Genomic DNA, 20631 nt, shown 5'->3' on the forward strand with positions numbered 1-20631 from the left:
CCTGGCATCGCCCACCGTGATGCCGCTGGATGGATCAGGCCGGTCTCCGGACTCATGAGCGGCGTTCGCCTGGCTGCGCGCCTTCCCGCTTTGCAGCAGTGGCATTAGGCGCAGCTTTCACTCATTTACCGTTGCGGGGGCAGCGCCGGGATCGTGATGGTTCTTCGCTTGAAGACAATCCTCACCGGCTTCCCTGTTTCACTCTGTCGACAGCGGTCACAGAGCACCTGAAACAAGCCGCGAAGGTTAGAGGGTTGGGGGTGGAGCGTCAAATGAAGAGGGGGTCGTGCGGCAAATAACTGCCGTCGATCAATTATCTGACGCCAATCTTGTGCCACACTGTCAGCAGTGATATCAAAGAGCCATGCTTTTTGACTGCAGAGAGCACATCACAATAACAAGGGAGAGCACCATGCAAGGCATGATCATCAGCAATCCGCGGCTGGAATTCCTGCGCCCGGTGCTGGAACGATGGTTTGACTGTATCGACCGCTACAACGCCGTGCGCGGCGACAACGACACACCCTATTGGCACGACGAAAAAGCCAACCTCGGCCTGTTGTCCGCCGCCGCATGGATGGCCGAACTGGTCACCCTGCGCGACACCGCCACGCGCAAACAGAACGAAGAAGGCGAACGCAATGCCCGGGCCGACCTGTTCCTGGCCGGCGCCGAAGATCGCGCCTACATTCAGGCGACCCAACGCTGGCCGCGCGTCAACAGCCTGAATCTGACTCAGGCCCTGGCCGATATCACCAGCGACGCCAAGCGCATCAGCTACGCCAGCGATCTCAAACTCGGCTGCCTGTTCGTCGCTCCTCAGAAAGCCCAGCACAGCGCCAGCCCTGAAGAGCTGCAGGACATGGTTGACGACCTGCAGAAGGAACACACCTGCGCCGTCGCCTGGTACTTCCCGTACGCCTACCGCAAATTGCGCAGCGAGGCCGGCAATTACCATCCCGGCATTGCCGTGCTGTTCAAGGAGGCACGCGGCTGAGAGGTTGAACCATCGGGCTCGTGTGCTTCTCTATGATTAGGAATGCATTCATAGGGAAGATCAGTAATGCGCAAGCCCCACCTCGTTTTCGTCATCGCACTCGCCGGAGGGCTCACCGCCTGTGGTGAATCCTCCAGCCTGCAAGTCTCGGACGGCACCGGCCCGTCCCCCAAACTGCCCGAACCGAACAAGACCCTGATCCCGACGGTGAACATCGCCCCGGCGATCGGCTGGCCGGCGGGCGCGAAACCGACGCCAGCAGCAGGCACCCAGGTGGCGGCGTTTGCCGAGAATCTCGATCACCCGCGCTGGCTCTACGTGCTGCCCAACGGCGATGTGCTGGTGGCGGAAACCAATGCCCCGGCAAAACCGGACGATGGCAAAGGCATACGCGGTTGGGTGATGAAAAAAGTCATGGGCCGCGCCGGTGCCGGCGTACCGAGCCCGAACCGCATCACCCTGCTGCGGGATGCCGATCACGATGGAGTGGCCGAGACACGTACGGTGTTTCTGCAAAACCTCAATTCACCGTTCGGCATGACGCTGGTCGGCAACGATCTTTACGTCGCCGACACCGACCGCCTGCTGCGCTTTCACTACGAACCCGGCACAACCGAAATCAAGAGCCAGCCGATCAAGGTCGTGGACCTGCCGGGCGGCCCGCTCAACCATCACTGGACCAAGAACGTCATTGCCAGCAAGGATGGCAGCAAGCTGTACGTCACGGTCGGTTCGAACAGCAACGTCGGCGAAAACGGTCTGGATCAGGAAGAAGGTCGCGCGGCGATCTGGGAAGTGGACCGGGCGACCGGTAATCACCGGATCTTCGCTTCAGGCATTCGCAACCCCAACGGCCTGGCCTGGGAGCCGAAAAGCGGCGCGCTGTGGACTGCGGTAAACGAGCGTGACGAGATCGGCAGTGATCTAGTGCCGGACTACATCACTTCGGTCAAGGATGGCGGCTTCTATGGCTGGCCGTTCAGCTATTACGGCCAGCACGTCGATGTGCGCGTCGAACCACAAAACCTGGACCTTGTTGCCAAAGCCATTGCTCCGGATTACGCCGTCGGCCCGCACACCGCCTCACTGGGCCTGACCTTCGCCGAGGGCAGCACGCTGCCGGCCCAATTCAAGGAAGGCGCATTCATCGGCCAGCACGGCTCGTGGAACCGCAAGCCGCACAGTGGCTACAAGGTGATCTTCGTGCCGTTCAGCGCTGGCAAGCCGAGCGGAACGCCGGTGGATGTACTCACCGGTTTTCTGGACAAGGATGAAAACGCTTTGGGTCGCCCGGTTGGCGTGGTGATCGACCAGCAAGGTGCTTTGCTGGTCGCAGACGATGTGGGGAACAAGGTGTGGCGGGTGTCGGCGGCCAAATAGCCCACGCCCTGAAACAAAAAAACCGTGGGAGCCAATGTGCTCCCACGGTTTTTTATTGATTCGCAGCTTTACGGGTTGTGCGCCAGATGCTCCGGTTGCAGAACGCGCTTGGCACTCAGATAGGCTTTCTGCCAATACGCTTTCGACAGACTGTCCAGCTTCACTGTACCGCCGGTGGCCGGGGCGTGAACGAAACGCCCTTCCCCGACATAAATTCCCGCATGACTGACCTGAGAGCCGCCATTGGTGGCGAAGAAGATCAGGTCGCCGGTCTGCAGCCCTTCCTTGCCGACATTCGGCGCCTGCATGACGATCATCTCGCGGGTCGAGCGCGGCAGGCTGATGCCGGCCGCATCGCGGTAGACAAAACCGATCAAGCCGCTGCAATCGAAGCCCGAGTCCGGCGTGTTGCCGCCCCAGCGATAAGGCGTGCCCACCAGCCCGAGCGCGCGGAACAGCACGTCTTCGGCAGCGGGAGAGAAAGCCTGGGAAGATCCGAACACAATCGGCGCGCGAACCACGGGGGCTGGCGGCGGAATGCGGCTGGCGCAAGCGCTGAGCAGCGCTGCGAAGAACATCAGGGCAAGGCGGGCCGTCATCGTCATAAGCAGAACATCCTGATCTGGCTGCGGCTTTTACTGCCGATTCGACAGAAAACAAAACCGCCTGCGTTGGGACGCAGGCGGTTTGCCATCAATATAGATCAGGATTCTAGCGGCTACGCGGCAAACTTCAAGTAAGACTTTAACTTCACCTTGTAAAGTTTAAGTCTATTGCCTCTGAAGGACCGCCTGTCGCCACGAGCGTGGCGACAAAAGCGTGATTACTTGCGAGCGGTAACCACGGTTGGAGCGTTCGCCAAAGCGCGTTTGGCTTCGATGAAGGACTTGCTCCAGTAGCTGTCACCCAGGCTGTCGATACGGACACCGCCGCTGCGACGACTGCTGGAGTGAATGAACTGGTTGTCGCCCAGGTAGATCCCGGCGTGGCTGACACGACCGCGACGACCATTGGTGGCGAAGAACAGCAGATCGCCCGGCTCGAGGTTGCCGCGCGATACCAGCGGAGCATCCACGTTGATCATTTCGCGGGTGGAGCGCGGCAGGTTCATGCCGGCTTCTTCGCGGAACAGGTAGCCGATGAAACCGCTGCAATCGAACCCGGCTTCAGAGGTACCGCCGAAACGGTAACGGGTACCGATCAGGGACATGCCGCGTTCAAGAATGCTGTCGGCCAGAACCGGAAGCTGGTAAGGCTTCTTGCCGTTGAAAGCGGCCAGTTCCTTTTCGGTGTCCAGCTCTTCCTGGTAAATAACGGAAGACTGGGCGGTGGCAGAATTTTTAGCCTGTTGTTGCTGCTCTTGAACAGGTGAATGAGCAGCGCAACCGAACAACAGGGTGACGAGTGCGAGAGGCACGAGGGGTGCGAAGCGCTTTAGCATGGGCACGACCGTGGCTGATAGTTGTAAAGAAGCCGAGACTATGCCCGCTATCAGCCTCATTTGCAAATTCAATCGATCTTTTTGTGACTTCCCGGTTTCTCGTTTACATCTAAGCGCTTAAGCCTATTTGAATCGAGACGCAGCCTGCGCAATGCACAGGAAAGCGGATTTTCTGGCGCCTGAAATATGCCGAAACCCGCTGAAAGCCCCGGTTTTACCAGCCCAGGGTTTCTTTCAGGAAGGGAATGGTCAGCTTGCGTTGAGCCTGCAAAGAGGCCTGATCGAGTTGCTCGAGCAGGTCAAAAAGCGCGCTCATGCTGCGGGTGCCGCGAGTCAAAATAAAATGCCCGACTTCATCAGTCAGATGCAGACCACGACGGGATGCACGCAGTTGCAGGGCACGCAATTTGTCTTCATCGGAGAGAGGACGCATCTGGAAAATCAGCGCCAGGGTCAGGCGCGACTTCAAGTCAGCCAGCTTTACCGGCAATTCACGCGGCGAGGTGGAGGCGGCGATCAGCAATCGACGACCACTGTCGCGCAGACGGTTGAACAGGTGAAACATCGCCTCTTCCCAGTCGGGTTTGCCGGCAATCACCTGCAAGTCATCCAGGCAGACCAGCTCATACTGTTCGAGGTTGTCGAGGATTTCGATGCCGCGATCCATCAACTCGGCCAGCGGCAGGTACACCGCCGGTTCGCCCATCTGCTCGAAACGCAGGCACGCGGCCTGCAACAGATGCGTACGCCCTACCCCGTGCTTGCCCCACAGATAGATCAGGCTTTCGGTCCAGCCGGCGTCGGCTTCGCATAGACGCTCGACATAGCCGAGTGCAGCGGCATTGGCGCCTGGGTAGTAGTTGATGAAGGTGGCGTCGTCACGCAGACGCACACCTAGGGGCAGCTGAATCGGTTTCATGCTGACTGAACAGTTCCCAAGGAACCGTTAGTGGCCTCTGTGTAAAGTGTGCGAAGTTTATACCCGTGAAGCGGAGCGCACAATGCGACAGACCCCAAGCAAAATCAAAGGTTTGCGTTAACACACTGGTTTTATGACAGTTTCTTTGGCGCACAGGCGCCAGCATTGCCTGCACGAGACGGGCCAACCCGGCAATCCACCGGGCCGCCCTCCATCGCATCAGAGCTTCGGATCATCGACTCCGCTATACATTTCGGAGTCCTTGTACAAATCATGGACGTGGCGCACCAGCACCATGATCACCGCCGCCACCGGCAACGCCAGCAACACACCAGTGAAGCCGAACAGCTCACCACCGGCCAGGATCGCAAAGATCACCGCTACGGGATGCAGGCCGATTCGATCCCCCACCAGCAGAGGCGTCAGCACCATGCCTTCCAGGGCCTGACCGACCATGAACACCGCAACAATCCCGATCATCGGGTACAGATCGCCACCGAACTGAAACAGCCCGGCAATCAGCGCCGCGCCGATCCCGATCACAAACCCCATATAAGGCACGATGGCCGCCAGACCGGCGATCAGGCCGATCAACAGGCCCAGCTCCAGACCGACAATCATCAGCCCCGCCGCATAGATCACGCCCAGCGCCAGCATCACCAGCAACTGCCCGCGTACGAACGCCCCGAGCACCTCGTGACATTCGCCTGCCAGCGCCACTACGCGCTCTTCACGATCACGCGGCAACAGACTGCGGATCTTGGCCATCATCACGTCCCAGTCGCGCAGCAGGTAGAAACTCACCACCGGGATCAGCACCAGATTCGCCAGCCAGCCGATCAGCGCCAGACTGGAAGCGGTGGCCTGGCTCAGTACCACGCCGACGATGTCGGTGGTCTGGCCCATGTGCTCGGTGATCGCGGCCTTGACCTTGTCGAACTTCCAGAAGCCATCCGACAACCCCAGCTTCGACTGCGCCCATGGCAACGCCGTGTGCTGCAGCCAGTCGAGCATCTGCGGCGCCAGTTCGTACAGACGCAGCAACTGCTTGGCGAGCATCGGCACCAGCACCAGCAGCAACGTGGTGAAGATCAGGGTGAACAAGGCGAACACCGCAATCACGCCCCAGGTGCGGGACAAACCGAGACGTTCCAGACGATCCACCAAAGGGTCGAACAGATAAGCGAGCAACAGCGCCACCAGAAACGGCGTGAGGATCGGATGCAGCAACCAGACAAACGCGCAAAGCAGGAGCACCCCACCGAGCCAGAACCAACGCCGCGTATCGGCCATGTAACACTCCATTGCTTCTATATATGAAAGAAAAACCTACCAGCGGAATCGCAACGACGGCGCCGCAGGTACCGGCGCCGGCGCAACGGCAGGCGCCCCGCCTGGCACTGCAGGCTGCGGAGCCACCGGAGCTGGCGCCTCGGCCGGCATTTCCTGCAACTTCGCCAGCGACAATTGCGCCCGCAACTGATCGGCGCTGCCGTTGACCCGATAAACAATGCGATCGGCATCGACACTCTGCAGCCGCACACCAAAAGGCTCGAGCATCCGCAGCAACGTCGCGTAATGCTCCAGATTCATGCCCTGCACTTCCAGAGTCTGCTGACCCGAAGCGCCAGGCTTGGCGACAAAGCGCGGCGCCAGCCGCTCGGCCACCGCCAGCATCACGGCATCGGCGACAGCGGCCTGATCAGCCCCCTGCACACTTCCCGCCTCTTTCTGATCACCCAACCACAAGTGCCATTTGGCTTGCCACTGACCACCTTCTTCGCGGGCATGCACGGCGAGCAAGGCGTCAGCGTTGTAGCGTTCAGACGCCGCATGGAGCGGCGCGGGGTCGGTGCCTTCGAGCGTCGGCGCGGTCGCGACCAGTTGCTCACTCAGATCCGCCAGCGGCAGACGCAACGGCAACCCTCGGTGCTGGGCGGCACGCCGCAATGGCGCCGCACTGGCCTGACCGTCACCCACCAGGCTCGAGCCTTCGGTGGAGTCGTTCAGCCACCAGCTCAGAATCGACGGCCGGCTCGCGCCCCACAGCGACAACCCGGCACGGCGTAGCGCCTGCTCGGTGGTGGCCGGATCGAAGTCGACTTTCAACACTTCCGGCGGCCCCGCATCGAAACCAAACTGGCTGATGATCTGTTGCGGATCCTTGCGAATCGGCGCCAGCCCGGGATTCTGCGGCGCCTTCGGATCCCCCGTGAGACGCAGCACCAACGTATCCAGTGCCGCTTGCGTGGCACGATCACGCTCCTCCGGCGACTGGCCGTTGACCGGTTCGCGCACCTGATAAAGCCCTTTGACGTTTTCGGCCTGGCTCGCCAGGCTGACCAGAGACAAGCAGCCCACAAACAGCAATTTACACAAACGCATGGAGAATTCCCGTCGACAAGAGCGGCTGGAACAGGCCGCGTGAACCGGATTGAGCAAGCCTGTGACCACTGGCCGTTGCAAAACATTCACACGCTGGCGATAAGTTTTTGCACAGCCCTAACGATAGACGGTTCCTTATACAGGCACCCGTGATGTCACCCACAGCTTCATTTGCAAAAAATTTCGGCCGATATGCCCCTGCCCGTCGGCGTGAGGATGGCCGCTGCCCCTCAAGCCTGATAAAATCGCGCGCCTTCGCAGACCGGCAACAGCCGGGCACCTCGAAACTCGCGTGAGGCCATCGCCCCCTCGATTTCGAAGTTCCCGCTGAACTCGGTCGTTACCCCTGAATCCCCTCCCCTAAAGGCCTGGATCATGAGCAAGCAACCCTCCCTGAGCTACAAGGACGCCGGTGTAGACATCGACGCCGGTGAAGCATTGGTCGAACGCATCAAGAGCGTCGCCAAGCGCACTGCGCGCCCGGAAGTCATGGGCGGCCTGGGCGGTTTCGGCGCCCTCTGCGAAATCCCGGCCGGCTACAAGCAGCCAGTACTGGTTTCCGGCACCGACGGCGTCGGCACCAAGCTGCGCCTGGCACTGAACCTGAACAAGCACGACAGCATCGGCCAGGACCTGGTCGCCATGTGCGTCAACGATCTGGTGGTGTGCGGCGCCGAGCCACTGTTCTTCCTTGACTACTACGCCACCGGCAAGCTTAACGTCGACGTAGCCGCCACTGTCGTCACCGGTATCGGTGCTGGCTGCGAACTGGCTGGCTGCTCGCTGGTTGGCGGCGAAACCGCTGAAATGCCTGGCATGTACGAAGGCGAAGACTACGATCTGGCCGGCTTCTGCGTCGGTGTCGTGGAAAAAGCCGAAATCATCGACGGCTCGAAAGTCGCCACCGGTGACGCCCTGATCGCCCTGCCGTCGTCCGGCCCGCACTCCAACGGCTACTCGCTGATCCGCAAGATCATCGAAGTGTCCGGCGCCGACATCGAAACCGTTCAGCTCGACGGCAAGCCGCTGACCGATCTGCTGATGGCCCCGACCCGCATCTACGTGAAGCCGCTGCTCAAGCTGATCAAGGACACCGGCGCCGTCAAGGCCATGGCCCACATCACCGGTGGCGGCCTGCTGGACAACATCCCGCGCGTTCTGCCAAAAGGCGCTCAAGCCGTGGTTGACGTGGCCAGTTGGACCCGCCCGGCCGTCTTCGACTGGCTGCAAGAGAAAGGCAACGTCGACGAGACCGAAATGCACCGCGTACTGAACTGCGGCGTGGGCATGGTGATCTGCGTCGCTCAGGAGCACGTTGAAACTGCCCTGAACACCCTGCGTGAAGCCGGCGAACAGCCTTGGGTCATCGGCCAGATCGGTGTCGCTGCCGAAGGCGCTGCCCAGGTCGAGCTGAAAAACCTCAAGGCTCACTAATGCCTAATACCTGTGATGTCGTGGTGCTGTTGTCCGGCACCGGCAGTAACTTGCAGGCCCTGATCGACAGCACGCGGACCGGCGACAGCCCGGTCCGCATCGCTGCGGTGATTTCCAACCGCGCCGACGCCTACGGCCTGCAACGCGCCAGTGACGCGGGTATCGCCACCCGCTCGCTGGATCACAAGGGTTTCGAAGGTCGCGAGGCCTTCGATACCGCCCTGATCGAACTGATCGACGAATTCAATCCGAAACTCGTGGTACTGGCCGGCTTCATGCGCATTCTCAGCGCTGACTTCGTCCGGCACTATCAGGGTCGCCTGCTCAATATCCACCCGTCGCTGCTGCCCAAATACAAAGGGTTACACACTCATCAGCGCGCGCTGGAAGCCGGCGACGCCGAACACGGCTGCTCCGTGCACTTCGTCACCGAGGAACTCGATGGCGGACCACTGGTCGTACAGGCAGTAATACCGGTAGAGTTGCACGATTCGCCGCAGAGTCTGGCGCAGCGGGTTCACGTTCAGGAACACCTGATCTACCCGATGGCCGTACGCTGGTTTGCCGAAGGACGGCTGACCCTCGGCGAGCAAGGTGCTTTACTGGATGGCCAGTTACTCGGGGCCAGCGGTCACTTGATTCGAAACTAGGAGATTTTATGCGTCGCGCCCTGCTCTTCGCTTGCGCTCTGCTCGCCCTGCCTTTCGCCCAGGCGGCAGACCTTCAACCGTTCTCCGCCAGCTACACCGCCGACTGGAAACAGTTGCCCATGAGCGGTACCGCCGAACGCAGCCTGACCAAGGAAGCCAACGGCGTCTGGAAGCTCAGCTTCAAGGCTTCGATGATGATCGCCAGCCTGTCCGAGGAAAGCACCCTGACCCTGGACAAGGACACCCTGCTTCCGCAGTCCTACCACTTCGAACGTGGTGGCCTGGGCAAGGCGAAAAAGGCTGATCTGGACTTCGACTGGAACAACAAACTGGTCACCGGCACCGACCGTGGCGACGCGGTCAAAGTCCCGCTGAACCGTGGCATGGTCGACAAGTCCACCTACCAGCTGGCGCTGCAGCATGATGTCGCCTCCGGCAAGAAGACCATGAGCTATCAGGTGGTCGACGGTGGCGATGTCGATACCTATGACTTCCGCGTCCTGGGTACCGAGAAAGTCGAGACCAAGGCCGGCAAGATCGACGCGATCAAGGTCGAGCGCGTGCGTGATCCGACACAAAGCAAGCGCACCACTGTCATGTGGTTCGCCAAGGACTGGGATTACCTGCTGGTCCGCCTGCAACAGGTCGAGACCGACGGCAAGGAGTACAACATCATGCTCCAGGACGGCACGGTCAACGGCAAGACAGTCAAAGGCAGTTGATTCAACGAAAAGCCCCGCAAACGCGGGGCTTTTTTTCGCCTGTCATTCGGTGATCAAACTGAAAACTTGGCCACCATGTTGTTCAGGTCCACCGCCAGCCGCGACAATTCCTGGCTCGCCGCACTGGTCTGATTGGCCCCTGCCGAGGTCTGCATCGCCAGGTCGCGGATATTCATCAGGTTGCGATCCACTTCCCGCGCCACGGCAGCCTGCTCTTCCGAAGCGCTGGCGATCACCAGATTGCGTTCGTTGATCAAGGTAAATGCGGAAGCGATTTCCTCCAGCGCCACGCCCGCCGCTTTCGCCAGCTCCAGTGTCGAGCGCGCACGAACATTACTCTGCTGCATCGAACTGACCGCCGAATCGGTGCCCTGCTGAATGCCGCCGATCATCTGCTCGATTTCCTGGGTCGACTGCTGGGTGCGATGGGCCAGCGCCCGTACCTCGTCGGCCACCACCGCGAAGCCGCGCCCGGCATCACCGGCACGGGCCGCTTCGATCGCCGCATTCAGTGCCAGCAGATTGGTCTGCTCGGCAATCGAACGGATCACCTCCAGCACTTTGCTGATGCTGTAGACCTTCTGCGCCAGATCCTCCACCTGCGTGGCGTTGGCAGTAACGTCATCCGCCAGCAGTTCGATGGACGACACAGTCTGCTGCACTTGCTCACGGCCATGCTGGGCAATGCGGTCCGATTCCCGTGATGCCTCGGAAGTCGCCACGGCGTTGCTGGCGACCTCTTCAACGGCGGCGGTCATCTGATTGACCGCGGTGGCGGCCTGCTCGATTTCCAGGCTCTGCTGATGCAAGCCGCGCGTCGCATCTTCGGTGACGCAGCTCAGCTCTTCCGAGGCCGAAGCCAGTTGGCTGGACGATTCCGAGATCTGCCGGATGGTGTCGCGCAGACTGTGCTGCATGCTCTTGAGCGCATGCAGCAGCCGCGCCGGCTCATCCTTGCCGATGATGCTGATATCGCCGGTCAGATCGCCGCCGGCCACCACCTCAGCAACTCCCAGTGATTGCGAGAGCGGCACCACGATGCTGCGGGTCAGCAGCAACGCCAGGCCAATGGTGATCAGTGCCGTGATGCCGATCATTACCCCGACCCAGACCCGCGAATTGATGAACACCAGCCGCGCGGCCTCGGTGGCGAGGTTGGCGTTGTGCTTGTTCAGTTCCACCAGTTCTTTGAGGGTCGCGGCGATGTCGTCGGCCAGCGGGTTCATCTGGGTATTGAGAATGCTGGCCGCGTCTTCCACCTTTCCCTGAGCAGATAGAGCCATCACCTGAGCCTGCAACTCCAGATACTTGTGCTCCGCGACTTTGAAGCGATCAAACAATGCTCGCTCTTCTGGCAGCACGATCAATATGTCGTAACGTTGCTGGGCTTCGCTCAACACACTGCGCAGCTCGTTGAGCTTGGCGACATTCTGGTCCAGGGCCTGCGGATCGCGATTGAGCAACAGACGCATGGTCAGGGCGCGCAGACGCAGCATGTCCTGGCTCATTTCGCCCACTGCCATCACGCTGGGCAGCCAGTTCTTGTCGACCTCGTCGGACTGGGCCCGCATGTTCGACATCTGCAGCAGGGCGAACGCTCCGAGGGCAAACACCATCAGTGCCAACAGACCGAAGCCCAGGCCGGCACGGGGGGCAATATTGAGACTGCGGATACTCATTGCTCTGGTTCCTTCCAAAAGCGCTGCATCAACCCTGCAGCTGGCTGCTTTAGAAGGTATCGGCCCGGCGAAAATTTGCGTAAGACCAAAAGGTGATATCAAAAGGCCTTAATACTTCGAACCCTCGGCATTAACGATTCAGCGACGGTTTTGCCGGACTTGAGCGCTGTTCGCCGCATGATCAACGGCAAGTTACCTGAAAACCCTGAAGCAGGTCGGCAGACGAAACACCGGCACAAGTATTCCTCGACTCACCGGCATAACCTGACGCTCTGCCGCACGCCGGCAAGAAAGTGGAACGCGCCCCTGCGGGAATGCTCTATACCTGCAAGGTCTTATTTGATCGAATGACTTTTCCTACTGCTTGCGAGGTTCACATGACCGTTACCGTCAATACCGTGTCCGCCGAAGGTTTCCGTCACACCGTACAGATCGATGAGCACGAATTGTTTACCGACGTCCCCACCACGGCAGGCGGCGAAGGCTCCGCGCCTGAACCCCATGATTATTTCGACGCTGCCCTCGGCGCCTGCAAGGCCCTGACCCTGAAGCTGTATGCGAAGAAAAAAGACATCCCGCTCACAGGCGTCGGCGTAGAGGTGAAGCGCGACAACAGTCAGGAACAGAAAGGCAAATACGCCCTGCACGTCACCCTGACACTCAAAGGCGTGCTCACCGATGCCCAGCGTGAAGAACTGCTGCGCGTCGCCGACCGCTGCCCGATTCACAAACTGATGACCACCAGCGAAGTCACCATCGAAACCCACGCCCCACAAGGCTTCGACAGCCAGTAATCATCACGATGACACCGGCGGGTTATGCTCCACGCATCACCCGCCCAGCCTGGAACGCACCATGGACACCCAACCCCTGATCATCCGCCCGCGCGCCGAAGACGTCGAAGGCCAGCCGATCCTGCGCCCGCTGCCGTCAGCCAAATGCCGCAGCGTCGGGCCTTTCGTGTTTTTCGATCACATGCTTGAAACGCTTTATCCCGCAGGCAAAGGGATGAACATCCGACAGCATCCGCACATCGGCCTGTCGACTTTGACCTATCTGTTCGAGGGGCAGATCCAGCACAAGGACAGCCTCGGCTCGGATCAGGTCGTCAATGCTGGCGATGTCAGCTGGATGACGGCGGGCAGCGCGATTGCCCATGTCGAGCGCACGCCCAAACCGCTTTGGGAACAAAGCTTCAAGATGCATGGGCTGCAAATCTGGCTCGCCTCGCCCAAGGATCACGAACAGGGTCCCGGGCATTACAGCCATCACCCGGCCTCGACGCTGCCGGTCAGCGATAACCTCGGCGTGCAGATCCGCATGATTGCCGGGTCAGGCTTTTGCCTGGAATCGCCGGTGCCGGTACTTTCTCCGACGTTGTATGCCGAACTGAAAATGCAGACTGCAACCACCCTGTTGATCCCCACCGAACATGAGGAGCGAGCGCTGTATGTGTTGAGCGGTGATGTGCAATTGAACGGAGAAACCGTGGAGCCCCACGATCTGGTGGTGTTGCCGGCCGGGGAAGCGATGAGCCTGTTCGCCGAGAGCGACAGCCATGCCGTGCTGTTTGGTGGCGCGCCACTGGACGGGCCACGGCGGATCAACTGGAATTTTGTCGCGAGCGATCCGGCGGCGATCGATGAAGCTCGGCGCAAGTGGGCGGCCGGGGATTGGCCGACGGTGCCGGGGGAAAGTGAGCGAATCGAGCTGCCGCGTTAAACCGCTTGCCCTCACCCCAGCCCTCTCCCAGAGGGAGAGGGAGCCGACCGAGCTGTCTTGCGTTATACACCGACCTGAAAAATCATGGCGATTATGGATTCAACACAGCCATTTCAGGTCGGTGTAATACTTGAGCACCCCCAATCAATCCCCTCTCCCTTCGGGAGAGGGTTAGGCGGGCGGCGTTCCGATGAGGGGCTTTTGCTCTTCAGGCTTCAGCCGTTGAACACTTCTTCCAGCAAATCATGCATCGACTTGAAAGCGCGCTTGGCGGTCTTCGCGTCGTACATCATCTTGCCCGGAACATTGGCGTGCGGATCGGTGAACGAGTGCACCGCGCCGCCGTAGCTCAGCAATTGCCAGTCCACGCCAGCCGCGTTCATTTCGTCTTCAAATGCCGGCAGTTGCTCTTTCGGCACCAGCGGGTCGGAAGCACCGTGCAGCACCAGCACCGAGCCCTTGATGTTCTTCGCATCCGCCGGGTTCGGCGAATCCAGCGTGCCGTGGAACGACACGGCAGCCTTGACCGCCGCACCGGTGCGGGCCAGATCCAGTGCACAGCAACCGCCGAAGCAGAAACCGAACACCGCCAGTTTCGAGGTATCGACGGCGGCTTCGCCCTGCTTCTGCAATTGTTCGAACGCAGCCTGCATACGCTTGCGCAGCAGTGCGCGGTCATTCTTCAGCGGCATCATCGCCGCACCCGCCTGGTCGCCATTCTGCGGACGCACGGCTTGCCCGTACACGTCGGCGATCAGCACCACATAACCCTTGGCCGCCACCGATTTGGCGATTTCTTCCGCGCCAGCGCTGACGCCCATCCAGTTCGGTGCCATCAACAGGCCCGGACGTGCGCCTTTGTGCTCGGCGTCGAACGCCAATCGACCTTCATAAGGCTGGCCATCGATCTGATAGACCACGGAACGTACAGTGACTTGGCTCATTTCTGACTCCTGATGGGTTGAATACCAGAATGAAAAAACCCGCCGAAGCGGGTTTTTCTACATTTCGATCAAGCCGACAGCTCGACCAGCAGCTTGTTCAGACGGCTCACGTATGCGGCCGGGTCTTTCAAGCTGTCGCCAGCCGCCAGGGCGGCCTGGTCGAAGAGGATGTGCGACAGGTCGCCAAAACGCTCTTCGCTGGTCTCGTTGTCGAGTTTCGCGATCAGCGGGTGGCTCGGGTTGAATTCGAAGATCGGCTTCGAATCCGGCACCTTCTGCCCGCTCGCCTCGAGGATCTGACGCATTTGCAGACCCAGATCCTGCTCGCCGATGGCCAGGATGGCTGGCGAATCGGTCAGGCGATGGGAAACGCGGACTTCGGCAACGGACTCGCCCAGCGCGGTTTTCAGACGCTCGACCAGACCTTCCTTCGACTTGGCGACTTCTTCTGCGGCCTTCTTGTCCTCTTCCGAGTCCAGGTTGCCCAGATCCAGGTCACCGCGCGCGACGTCGACAAAGCTCTTGCCGTCGAATTCGCTCAGGTAGCTCATCAGCCACTCGTCGATACGGTCGGTCAGCAGCAGCACTTCGATGCCTTTCTTGCGGAAGACTTCCAGGTGCGGGCTGTTCTTGACCTGCGCGTAGGTTTCGCCAGTGAGGTAGTAGATCTTGTCCTGACCTTCCTTGGCACGCGCCAGGTACTCGGCCAGACCGACGATCTGCTCGCCATCGGTGCCGTTGGTCGATGCGAAACGCAGCAGACCGGCAATTTTTTCCTTGTTGGCGAAATCTTCTGCCGGGCCTTCTTTCATGACCTGACCGAAGTTTTTCCAGAAGCCCTTGTATTGCTCAGGCTCGTTCTTCGCCAGTTTTTCCAGCATGTCCAGCACGCGCTTGGTCAGCGCCGACTTCATCGAGTCGATGATCGGGTCTTTCTGCAGGATTTCCCGCGAAACGTTCAGCGACAGGTCGTTGGAGTCGACCACGCCCTTGATGAAGCGCAGGTACAGCGGCAGGAACGACTCGGCCTGATCCATCACGAACACGCGCTGTACGTACAGTTTCAGGCCTTTCGGCGCTTCACGCTGGTACAGATCGAAAGGTGCGCGGGCCGGCACGTACAGCAGCGAGTTGTACTCGAGCTTGCCTTCCACCTTGTTGTGGCTCCACGACAGCGGATTTTCGAAGTCGTGGGCGATGTGTTTGTAGAACTCCTGGTATTCCTCGTCCTTCACTTCGGTGCGAGGACGGGTCCACAGGGCGCTGGCGCGGTTGACGGTTTCCCATTCTTGCGCAGGCTGCTCTTCGCCTTCAGCGGCGGAGACTTCTTTCGGCAGCTCGATCGGCAGCGCAATGTGGTCGGAGTACTTCTTGATGGTGTTGCGCAGACGCCAGCCGTCGGCGAACTCGTCTTCACCGGATTTCAGGTGCAGGACGATACGGGTGCCACGCTCTGGTTTGTCGATGGTGGCGACTTCGAACTCGCCCTCGCCTTTCGACGACCAGTGCACGCCTTCGCTGGCAGCGGTGCCGGCGCGACGGCTGTATACGTCAACCTGGTCGGCAACGATGAAAGCGGAATAGAAACCCACGCCGAACTGACCGATCAGGTGCGAATCCTTCTTCTGATCGCCGGACAGGTTTTTCATGAAATCAGCAGTGCCGGATTTCGCGATGGTCCCCAGGTGGGTGATCACATCGTCGCGGTTCATGCCGATGCCGTTGTCTTCGAGGGTGACGGTCTTGGCGTCCTTGTCGAAGCTCACACGGATTTTCAGTTCAGCGCCACCTTCGAGCAACTCAGGCTTGGCCAGGGCTTCGAAGCGCAATTTGTCGACGGCGTCGGAGGCGTTCGAGATCAATTCGCGAAGGAAGATTTCCTTGTTGGAATACAGCGAATGGATCATGAGGTGCAGCAGTTGCTTCACCTCGGTCTGGAAGCCCAGGGTTTCCTTTTGAGTTTCCACACTCATGGTCATCAAACTCCAATCAGATGGCATTGGCCGCGACCCAGGTGGTCTGCGGCGGGTTGTTCACTGAGTTGGGGGCGGTGTTCAGGATTTCAAGGGCTCGTCGATTTTGAAGTGGGCGCGGGCAGTGGCAATCGGTTCACTTTCGGTGCTTTGCCAGGCCGTGACCGCGACGTTGGCCACCCGCCGTCCCTGACGGCAGACCTGACACCTGGCCCAGGTATCGCGGAACTGCCCGGCCCGCAGGTAATCCAGAGAAAAGTCGATGATCTTCGGCACGCCGGGCGCACCGGTGAAAATCAGCAGGTGTAGCGCAGCGGACAGCTCCATGAACCCGGCAATCACCCCGCCGTGGATCGCCGGCAATAAAGGGTTACCTATGTTGTCCTTGTTTGCCGGCAGCTTGAACAGCAGATCATCCCCGACTCGAGCGCATTCGACACCGATCAGTCCCGCATAGGGGATCAACGCCAGCAGCGGAGCATAGTCACCCTTCTCGTGGGCTTCTTGGAGTTGCTGCTTGAAATCATCGCTCATGGGTTTTCTCCCTTGATCGCGCCACCAAAGCCCTTGGTACCTTTGAGTCCCTTGCCCATGCGCATGAACGTTCCGACGACATGGGCAATGGGATGTTCGGGATCATCCTGATAGGCGAAGCCCCGGGCGAAGATCACGTCGGTGGTGACCCGGTAGCACTGGGCGAAACCGTAGACGTCCTTATGCGGTTCGGCGGCGTGCATATAGTCGATGCGCAAATCCAGGGTCGGGCAGACTTCGAATTCCGGCAAAACACACAAGGTGGCCATACCGCACGCAGTGTCCATCAGCGACGTGATCGCCCCGCCGTGGACCACACCAGTCAGCGGGTTGCCAACGATTTGTGCGCTGTACGGCAAGACCACCGTCAGGCCTTCGCTGCTGGCGCTGTGCACTTTCAAACCCAGTACCTGGCAGTGGCGCAGGGCCGAGAGAAAGCGGGTCGCACGCTCAAAAACAGGGTTTTCGGCCATTTGACAATTACTCTTGTTAGTCACTGTTCCCGGTAGTGGAAAGAACAGCAAAAGTTCCATTGCAAAACAAACTTATATATCTGTGAGAAATGAGGAACTTAACCCTTGGGGCTGCGCTCTTAAGGCCAGTAGTTATTTTCCATAAGGAGAAACACCCCATGCGTAAGACTTTAGCTATTGCCTTGATGTTGACCGCTTCCCTCGGTCTCGCTGCCTGCGATAAAAAATCCGAGGACAAAGCTCAAGATGCCAACCAACATGCTGAACAAGCTCAGCAGAAAATGAATGAAGCTCAGGATAAAGTGAACGACGCGGCGAAAGAAAACGCCGAAGCCGCCAAAGATCAGGCCGAATCGAACGCTGCAGCGCAAGAAGAAGCTGCCAAGAAGCAATAAGCCGCTTCTCGATGGCAAAAAAGAAAACCCGCCAAGTGCGGGTTTTCTTTTGCCTGTCATTTTCTGGTAATGCCTTGTTAGAGCAATGCGGTTTTAAAAGTCGGACTAATCATCAGCAACAATGAACATACTAAGCCGACCAGCCACACCAGACTGCGCAGCTTGGGAATATCGGCCAGGTAGAACCACAAGTAGAGAATCCGTGCGATCACAAAGATGATCGCCAACGTATCGATCAACCATCCTGCCGTTTGCGTGGTATGCGCCATCAGTACGCCAACGGCAAACAGGATGAACGCTTCGATGCTGTTCTGATGTGCCGCCAGTGCCCGGGCGCCGTAGCCGGTGAGTTGCGCCTGCTGCTGACGCGGCAGGTGATTGTTGTACCCCCCCTGCTCTTTCATGGCCTTGCCCACGGGCATGCGCGCCACGTAAATCAACAACGCACTGATAAACACACACCAGAACGGAATACTCATCAAGCAGCCTCTTTGATCGTTTCGGGCAACGGCGCCTCTGTAGGGGTATAGACCATTACATCGAGCACGTCGGAATGAAACTCGCGGCGGTACAACACCAGTACCACACCGGCACTCATCAGCATGAACAGCCACGGGCTGACGAACCACGCCAGCATGCTCATGCCGAAGTAATAGGAGCGCAGACCGAAGTTGAACTGGTTCGCCGCCATCGAAATCACCCGCGCCGCCCGGGAAGCGAACGCCTTGCGCTCCTGCTCGGACACCTGACGCTCACCGATCATCGGCGCCGAGCCCACCAGAACCGCCGCAAAGTTGTACTGGCGCATGCACCAGCTGAAGGTGAAGAAGGCATAGACAAACACCAGCGCCAGGCACAGCAACTTGATCTCCGACATGCCCTGGGAGGCCTGCTGCACCATCGGGATGTCCGCCAGCAACGACACTGCACGTTCCGAAGCACCGAGCACTGTCAGGATGCCGGCCAGGATGATCAGTGTGCTGGACGCGAAGAACGAGGCGTTGCGCTCGAGGTTGCCGATCACACTGGCATCGGCAATGCGGTTGTCACGCAGCAGCATGCGGCGCATCCAGTCTTCGCGGTACAGGTGCAACACGCTGGCCAGGCACGCGGTGTCACGGGCCTTCCAGGTGGCATAACGGGTGTAACCGCCCCAGCAGATGACGAACCAGAGCGCGGCAAGCAGGTGGATCAGGTTGGCTTGGATGAACGACATGCAAATTCCTGTGTGGAAGATTTCGGCTCCCCTTCGACGTTAGCCGAAAGGAAAAGACACTGCCTGACGCCCATAAAAAATGCCCCGTATCGATTGATACGGGGCATTTCTGTTTAATCGCTCAAGCCCGCTTGTGACGGGCCGGCAATCTTAGGCCAGGGCTTCGGCGCGCTTGCCCAGCAGGCGGTCACAAACCACTGCGACCACCAGGGTCATCACGCATGGCACCAGCCACGCCAGGCCCTGCTCGCTCAGCGGCAGGTGGGACAGTTGCGATGGCATCCAGTCAGCCAGACCGGCACCTTTCAACGCATCGATGGTGCCGAACACGAACGACACCAGCATCACCGGGCCCATGATGCGGCTCTGCTCATGCCAGAACGCGGCACAGAAGCTCAGGGCCACCAGCACGATGCACGGCGGGTAGATCGCGGTCAGCACCGGGATCGAGAACGCGATCAGCTTGGTCAGACCCAGGTTGGACACCAGCAGCGAAAATGCCGCGAGGATGATGACCAGAGTCTTGTAGGACAGCGGCACGATGCGGCTGAAGTATTCGGCGCAGGCACAGGTCAGGCCGACCGCCGTCACCAGACACGCCAGGGAGATCAGCACCGCGAGGAAACCGCTGCCCAGCGAACCGAAGGTATGTTGCACGTAAGCGTGCAGCACCGCCGCGCCGTTGGTTGCACCTGCAGCCACTTCATGGCTGCCGGAGCCCAGACGGAACAGGCTGACGTACACCAGCGCCAGACCGACGCCGGCGATCAGCCCGGCGATGATCGCGTAACGGGTGATCAGCGCCGGCGATTCAACGCCACGAGAACGGATCGCGTTGACGATGACGATGCCGAACACCAGTGCGCCCAGGGTATCCATGGTCAGGTAACCATTGATGAAGCCTTGGGAGAACGGCGCAGCGACGTATTCCGGAGTGGCCACGCCGATGTCACCGGCCGGCAGCGCGAACGCGGCAATGCCGAGTACCGCCAGGGCGATGATCTTCAGCGGCGCGAGGAAACGCCCTACGGTATCCAGCAGACGGCCCGGATAAAGCGAGATGAAGAACACCAGCAGGAAATACACCGAGCTATAGAGGAACAGCGCCAGCGGGCTTTCGCCGGTCAGCGGCGCCAGTCCCACTTCAAAGGACACGGTCGCGGTACGCGGCGTGGCGAACAACGGGCCGACCGCCAGGTAGCACGCGGCTGCCAGCACACCACCGGCGATCTTGCCGATCGGCGTACTCAAGGCATCCATCGCCCCGCCGACCTTGGCCAGCGCGACAACGGTGATCACCGGCAGACCGACCGCCGTGATCAGGAAGCCCAGCGCCGCCATCCAGACGTTTGGCCCGGACTGCAAACCGACGATAGGCGGGAAGATGATGTTGCCGGCCCCGACGAACAGGGCGAATGTCATAAAGCCAAGTGCCAGGATGTCCTGACCTTTCAAAACTTTCATTAAGGAAATACCACACTACTGAATCGGAATTTAGAGGGGGATTTCCCTGTGGGGTTAGGGAAATGCTGTCAATCCGTATAAGACTGACCCGTTTAGCGCGTTGCATGCCTTGTGGGCGGCAGACGCAAAAATGGCTGCTAGCCTAACGAATTTGTCTGACAAACGCACTGTTTGAGGGCGAACTATCCGATACGCGACGTGTCTGTGTCGCGTTTTTGCATGTAATTGGGCAGGTGCCTATAAATCGCCATCGTCAAACCGAACATCAGAAACGACAAAGGCCACCCGAAGGTGGCCTTTGTT

21 protein-coding genes and 1 riboswitch are annotated in these 20631 nt (G+C 59.7%); of the genes, 8 read left to right on the forward strand and 13 right to left on the reverse strand.

Annotated features, from left to right (window positions below):
• Positions 1-19 precede the first annotated feature (19 nt).
• A riboswitch (cobalamin riboswitch) is annotated at positions 20-246 on the reverse strand.
• Between the two features lie 166 nt (positions 247-412).
• The gene (locus tag ACKLNA_RS24985; RefSeq protein WP_085710581.1) at positions 413-997 is read left to right on the forward strand and encodes a hypothetical protein; all 585 of its coding nucleotides are present in this window, start codon (positions 413-415) and stop codon (positions 995-997) included.
• 66 nt (positions 998-1063) lie between these two features.
• Positions 1064-2377, forward strand: a complete 1314-nt coding sequence (locus tag ACKLNA_RS24990; RefSeq protein WP_408987412.1) for a PQQ-dependent sugar dehydrogenase — start codon at positions 1064-1066, stop codon at positions 2375-2377.
• Positions 2378-2445: 68 nt separating this feature from the next.
• On the opposite strand, the gene ACKLNA_RS24995 is transcribed toward ACKLNA_RS24990, so the two are convergent.
• The 5 genes from ACKLNA_RS24995 to ACKLNA_RS25015 form a co-directional block, all read right to left on the reverse strand.
• Entirely contained in the window at positions 2446-2982 is a 537-nt protein-coding gene (locus ACKLNA_RS24995; protein ID WP_408987413.1) for a C40 family peptidase, read from the reverse strand.
• 218 nt (positions 2983-3200) lie between these two features.
• Complete coding sequence (locus ACKLNA_RS25000) at positions 3201-3818, reverse strand: C40 family peptidase (RefSeq protein WP_248737912.1); 618 nt, start codon at positions 3816-3818, stop codon at positions 3201-3203.
• A gap of 214 nt (positions 3819-4032) precedes the next feature.
• Entirely contained in the window at positions 4033-4737 is a 705-nt protein-coding gene (gene hda, locus ACKLNA_RS25005) for a DnaA regulatory inactivator Hda (RefSeq protein ID WP_025111852.1), read from the reverse strand.
• A 219-nt stretch (positions 4738-4956) separates the two neighbouring features.
• Positions 4957-6030 carry an AI-2E family transporter gene (locus ACKLNA_RS25010; RefSeq protein ID WP_085710575.1) on the reverse strand — a complete coding sequence of 358 codons (1074 nt, stop codon included), beginning with the start codon at positions 6028-6030 and terminating at the stop codon, positions 4957-4959.
• 36 nt (positions 6031-6066) lie between these two features.
• The gene (locus ACKLNA_RS25015; RefSeq protein ID WP_408987414.1) at positions 6067-7122 is read right to left on the reverse strand and encodes a DUF2066 domain-containing protein; all 1056 of its coding nucleotides are present in this window, start codon (positions 7120-7122) and stop codon (positions 6067-6069) included.
• Positions 7123-7497: 375 nt separating this feature from the next.
• On the opposite strand from ACKLNA_RS25015, the gene purM reads away from it, so the two are divergent.
• The 3 genes from purM to ACKLNA_RS25030 are packed head-to-tail and all read left to right on the forward strand — an operon-like array spanning position 7498 to position 9928.
• Positions 7498-8556: a phosphoribosylformylglycinamidine cyclo-ligase gene (purM, locus tag ACKLNA_RS25020; protein ID WP_248737914.1), complete on the forward strand. Its 1059-nt coding sequence runs from the start codon at positions 7498-7500 to the stop codon at positions 8554-8556.
• Positions 8556-9206: a phosphoribosylglycinamide formyltransferase gene (gene purN / locus ACKLNA_RS25025; RefSeq protein ID WP_085732288.1), complete on the forward strand. Its 651-nt coding sequence runs from the start codon at positions 8556-8558 to the stop codon at positions 9204-9206. The genes purM and purN overlap by 1 nt, the downstream gene beginning before the upstream one ends.
• Before the next feature lie 8 nt (positions 9207-9214).
• Entirely contained in the window at positions 9215-9928 is a 714-nt protein-coding gene (locus ACKLNA_RS25030) for a DUF3108 domain-containing protein (RefSeq protein WP_085710569.1), read from the forward strand.
• Between the two features lie 53 nt (positions 9929-9981).
• On the opposite strand, the gene ACKLNA_RS25035 is transcribed toward ACKLNA_RS25030, so the two are convergent.
• Positions 9982-11607 (reverse strand): methyl-accepting chemotaxis protein, encoded by a 1626-nt coding sequence (locus tag ACKLNA_RS25035; protein ID WP_085710562.1) that lies wholly within the window; start codon positions 11605-11607, stop codon positions 9982-9984.
• A 377-nt stretch (positions 11608-11984) separates the two neighbouring features.
• Between ACKLNA_RS25035 and ACKLNA_RS25040 the strand changes: the two genes are divergently transcribed.
• Positions 11985-12401 carry an OsmC family protein gene (locus ACKLNA_RS25040; protein ID WP_065260454.1) on the forward strand — a complete coding sequence of 139 codons (417 nt, stop codon included), beginning with the start codon at positions 11985-11987 and terminating at the stop codon, positions 12399-12401.
• Between the two features lie 61 nt (positions 12402-12462).
• Complete coding sequence (locus tag ACKLNA_RS25045; RefSeq protein WP_408987415.1) at positions 12463-13329, forward strand: pirin family protein; 867 nt, start codon at positions 12463-12465, stop codon at positions 13327-13329.
• 215 nt (positions 13330-13544) lie between these two features.
• Here the strand turns inward: ACKLNA_RS25045 and ACKLNA_RS25050 are convergent, their stop codons facing one another.
• The 4 genes from ACKLNA_RS25050 to ACKLNA_RS25065 all read right to left on the reverse strand — a co-directional run bounded on the left by ACKLNA_RS25050 (position 13545) and on the right by ACKLNA_RS25065 (position 17253).
• Positions 13545-14273 (reverse strand): dienelactone hydrolase family protein, encoded by a 729-nt coding sequence (locus ACKLNA_RS25050; RefSeq protein WP_192553116.1) that lies wholly within the window; start codon positions 14271-14273, stop codon positions 13545-13547.
• A gap of 68 nt (positions 14274-14341) precedes the next feature.
• Positions 14342-16246: a molecular chaperone HtpG gene (gene htpG / locus ACKLNA_RS25055; RefSeq protein WP_408987416.1), complete on the reverse strand. Its 1905-nt coding sequence runs from the start codon at positions 16244-16246 to the stop codon at positions 14342-14344.
• Positions 16247-16327: 81 nt separating this feature from the next.
• Positions 16328-16780, reverse strand: a complete 453-nt coding sequence (locus ACKLNA_RS25060) for a PaaI family thioesterase (RefSeq protein WP_085710558.1) — start codon at positions 16778-16780, stop codon at positions 16328-16330.
• Positions 16777-17253 carry a PaaI family thioesterase gene (locus tag ACKLNA_RS25065; protein WP_085732282.1) on the reverse strand — a complete coding sequence of 159 codons (477 nt, stop codon included), beginning with the start codon at positions 17251-17253 and terminating at the stop codon, positions 16777-16779. Before ACKLNA_RS25065 ends, ACKLNA_RS25060 begins: the two co-directional genes overlap by 4 nt.
• 158 nt (positions 17254-17411) lie before the next feature.
• Between ACKLNA_RS25065 and ACKLNA_RS25070 the strand changes: the two genes are divergently transcribed.
• Entirely contained in the window at positions 17412-17648 is a 237-nt protein-coding gene (locus tag ACKLNA_RS25070; RefSeq protein ID WP_011333123.1) for a hypothetical protein, read from the forward strand.
• 77 nt (positions 17649-17725) lie between these two features.
• On the opposite strand, the gene ACKLNA_RS25075 is transcribed toward ACKLNA_RS25070, so the two are convergent.
• From ACKLNA_RS25075 to brnQ, 3 genes are all read right to left on the reverse strand, one after another.
• On the reverse strand, positions 17726-18127 hold the full coding sequence (locus tag ACKLNA_RS25075) for an MAPEG family protein (protein ID WP_248737923.1): 402 nt from the start codon (positions 18125-18127) through the stop codon (positions 17726-17728).
• The gene (locus ACKLNA_RS25080; RefSeq protein ID WP_085710553.1) at positions 18127-18864 is read right to left on the reverse strand and encodes a DUF599 domain-containing protein; all 738 of its coding nucleotides are present in this window, start codon (positions 18862-18864) and stop codon (positions 18127-18129) included. Before ACKLNA_RS25080 ends, ACKLNA_RS25075 begins: the two co-directional genes overlap by 1 nt.
• 150 nt (positions 18865-19014) lie before the next feature.
• Positions 19015-20328 (reverse strand): branched-chain amino acid transport system II carrier protein, encoded by a 1314-nt coding sequence (gene brnQ / locus ACKLNA_RS25085; protein WP_085710552.1) that lies wholly within the window; start codon positions 20326-20328, stop codon positions 19015-19017.
• Between the last annotated feature and the right edge of the window lie 303 nt (positions 20329-20631).

The sequence above is a fragment of the Pseudomonas sp. UV AK001 genome (assembly GCF_046097675.1).
Lineage (GTDB): Bacteria > Pseudomonadota > Gammaproteobacteria > Pseudomonadales > Pseudomonadaceae > Aquipseudomonas > Aquipseudomonas kribbensis.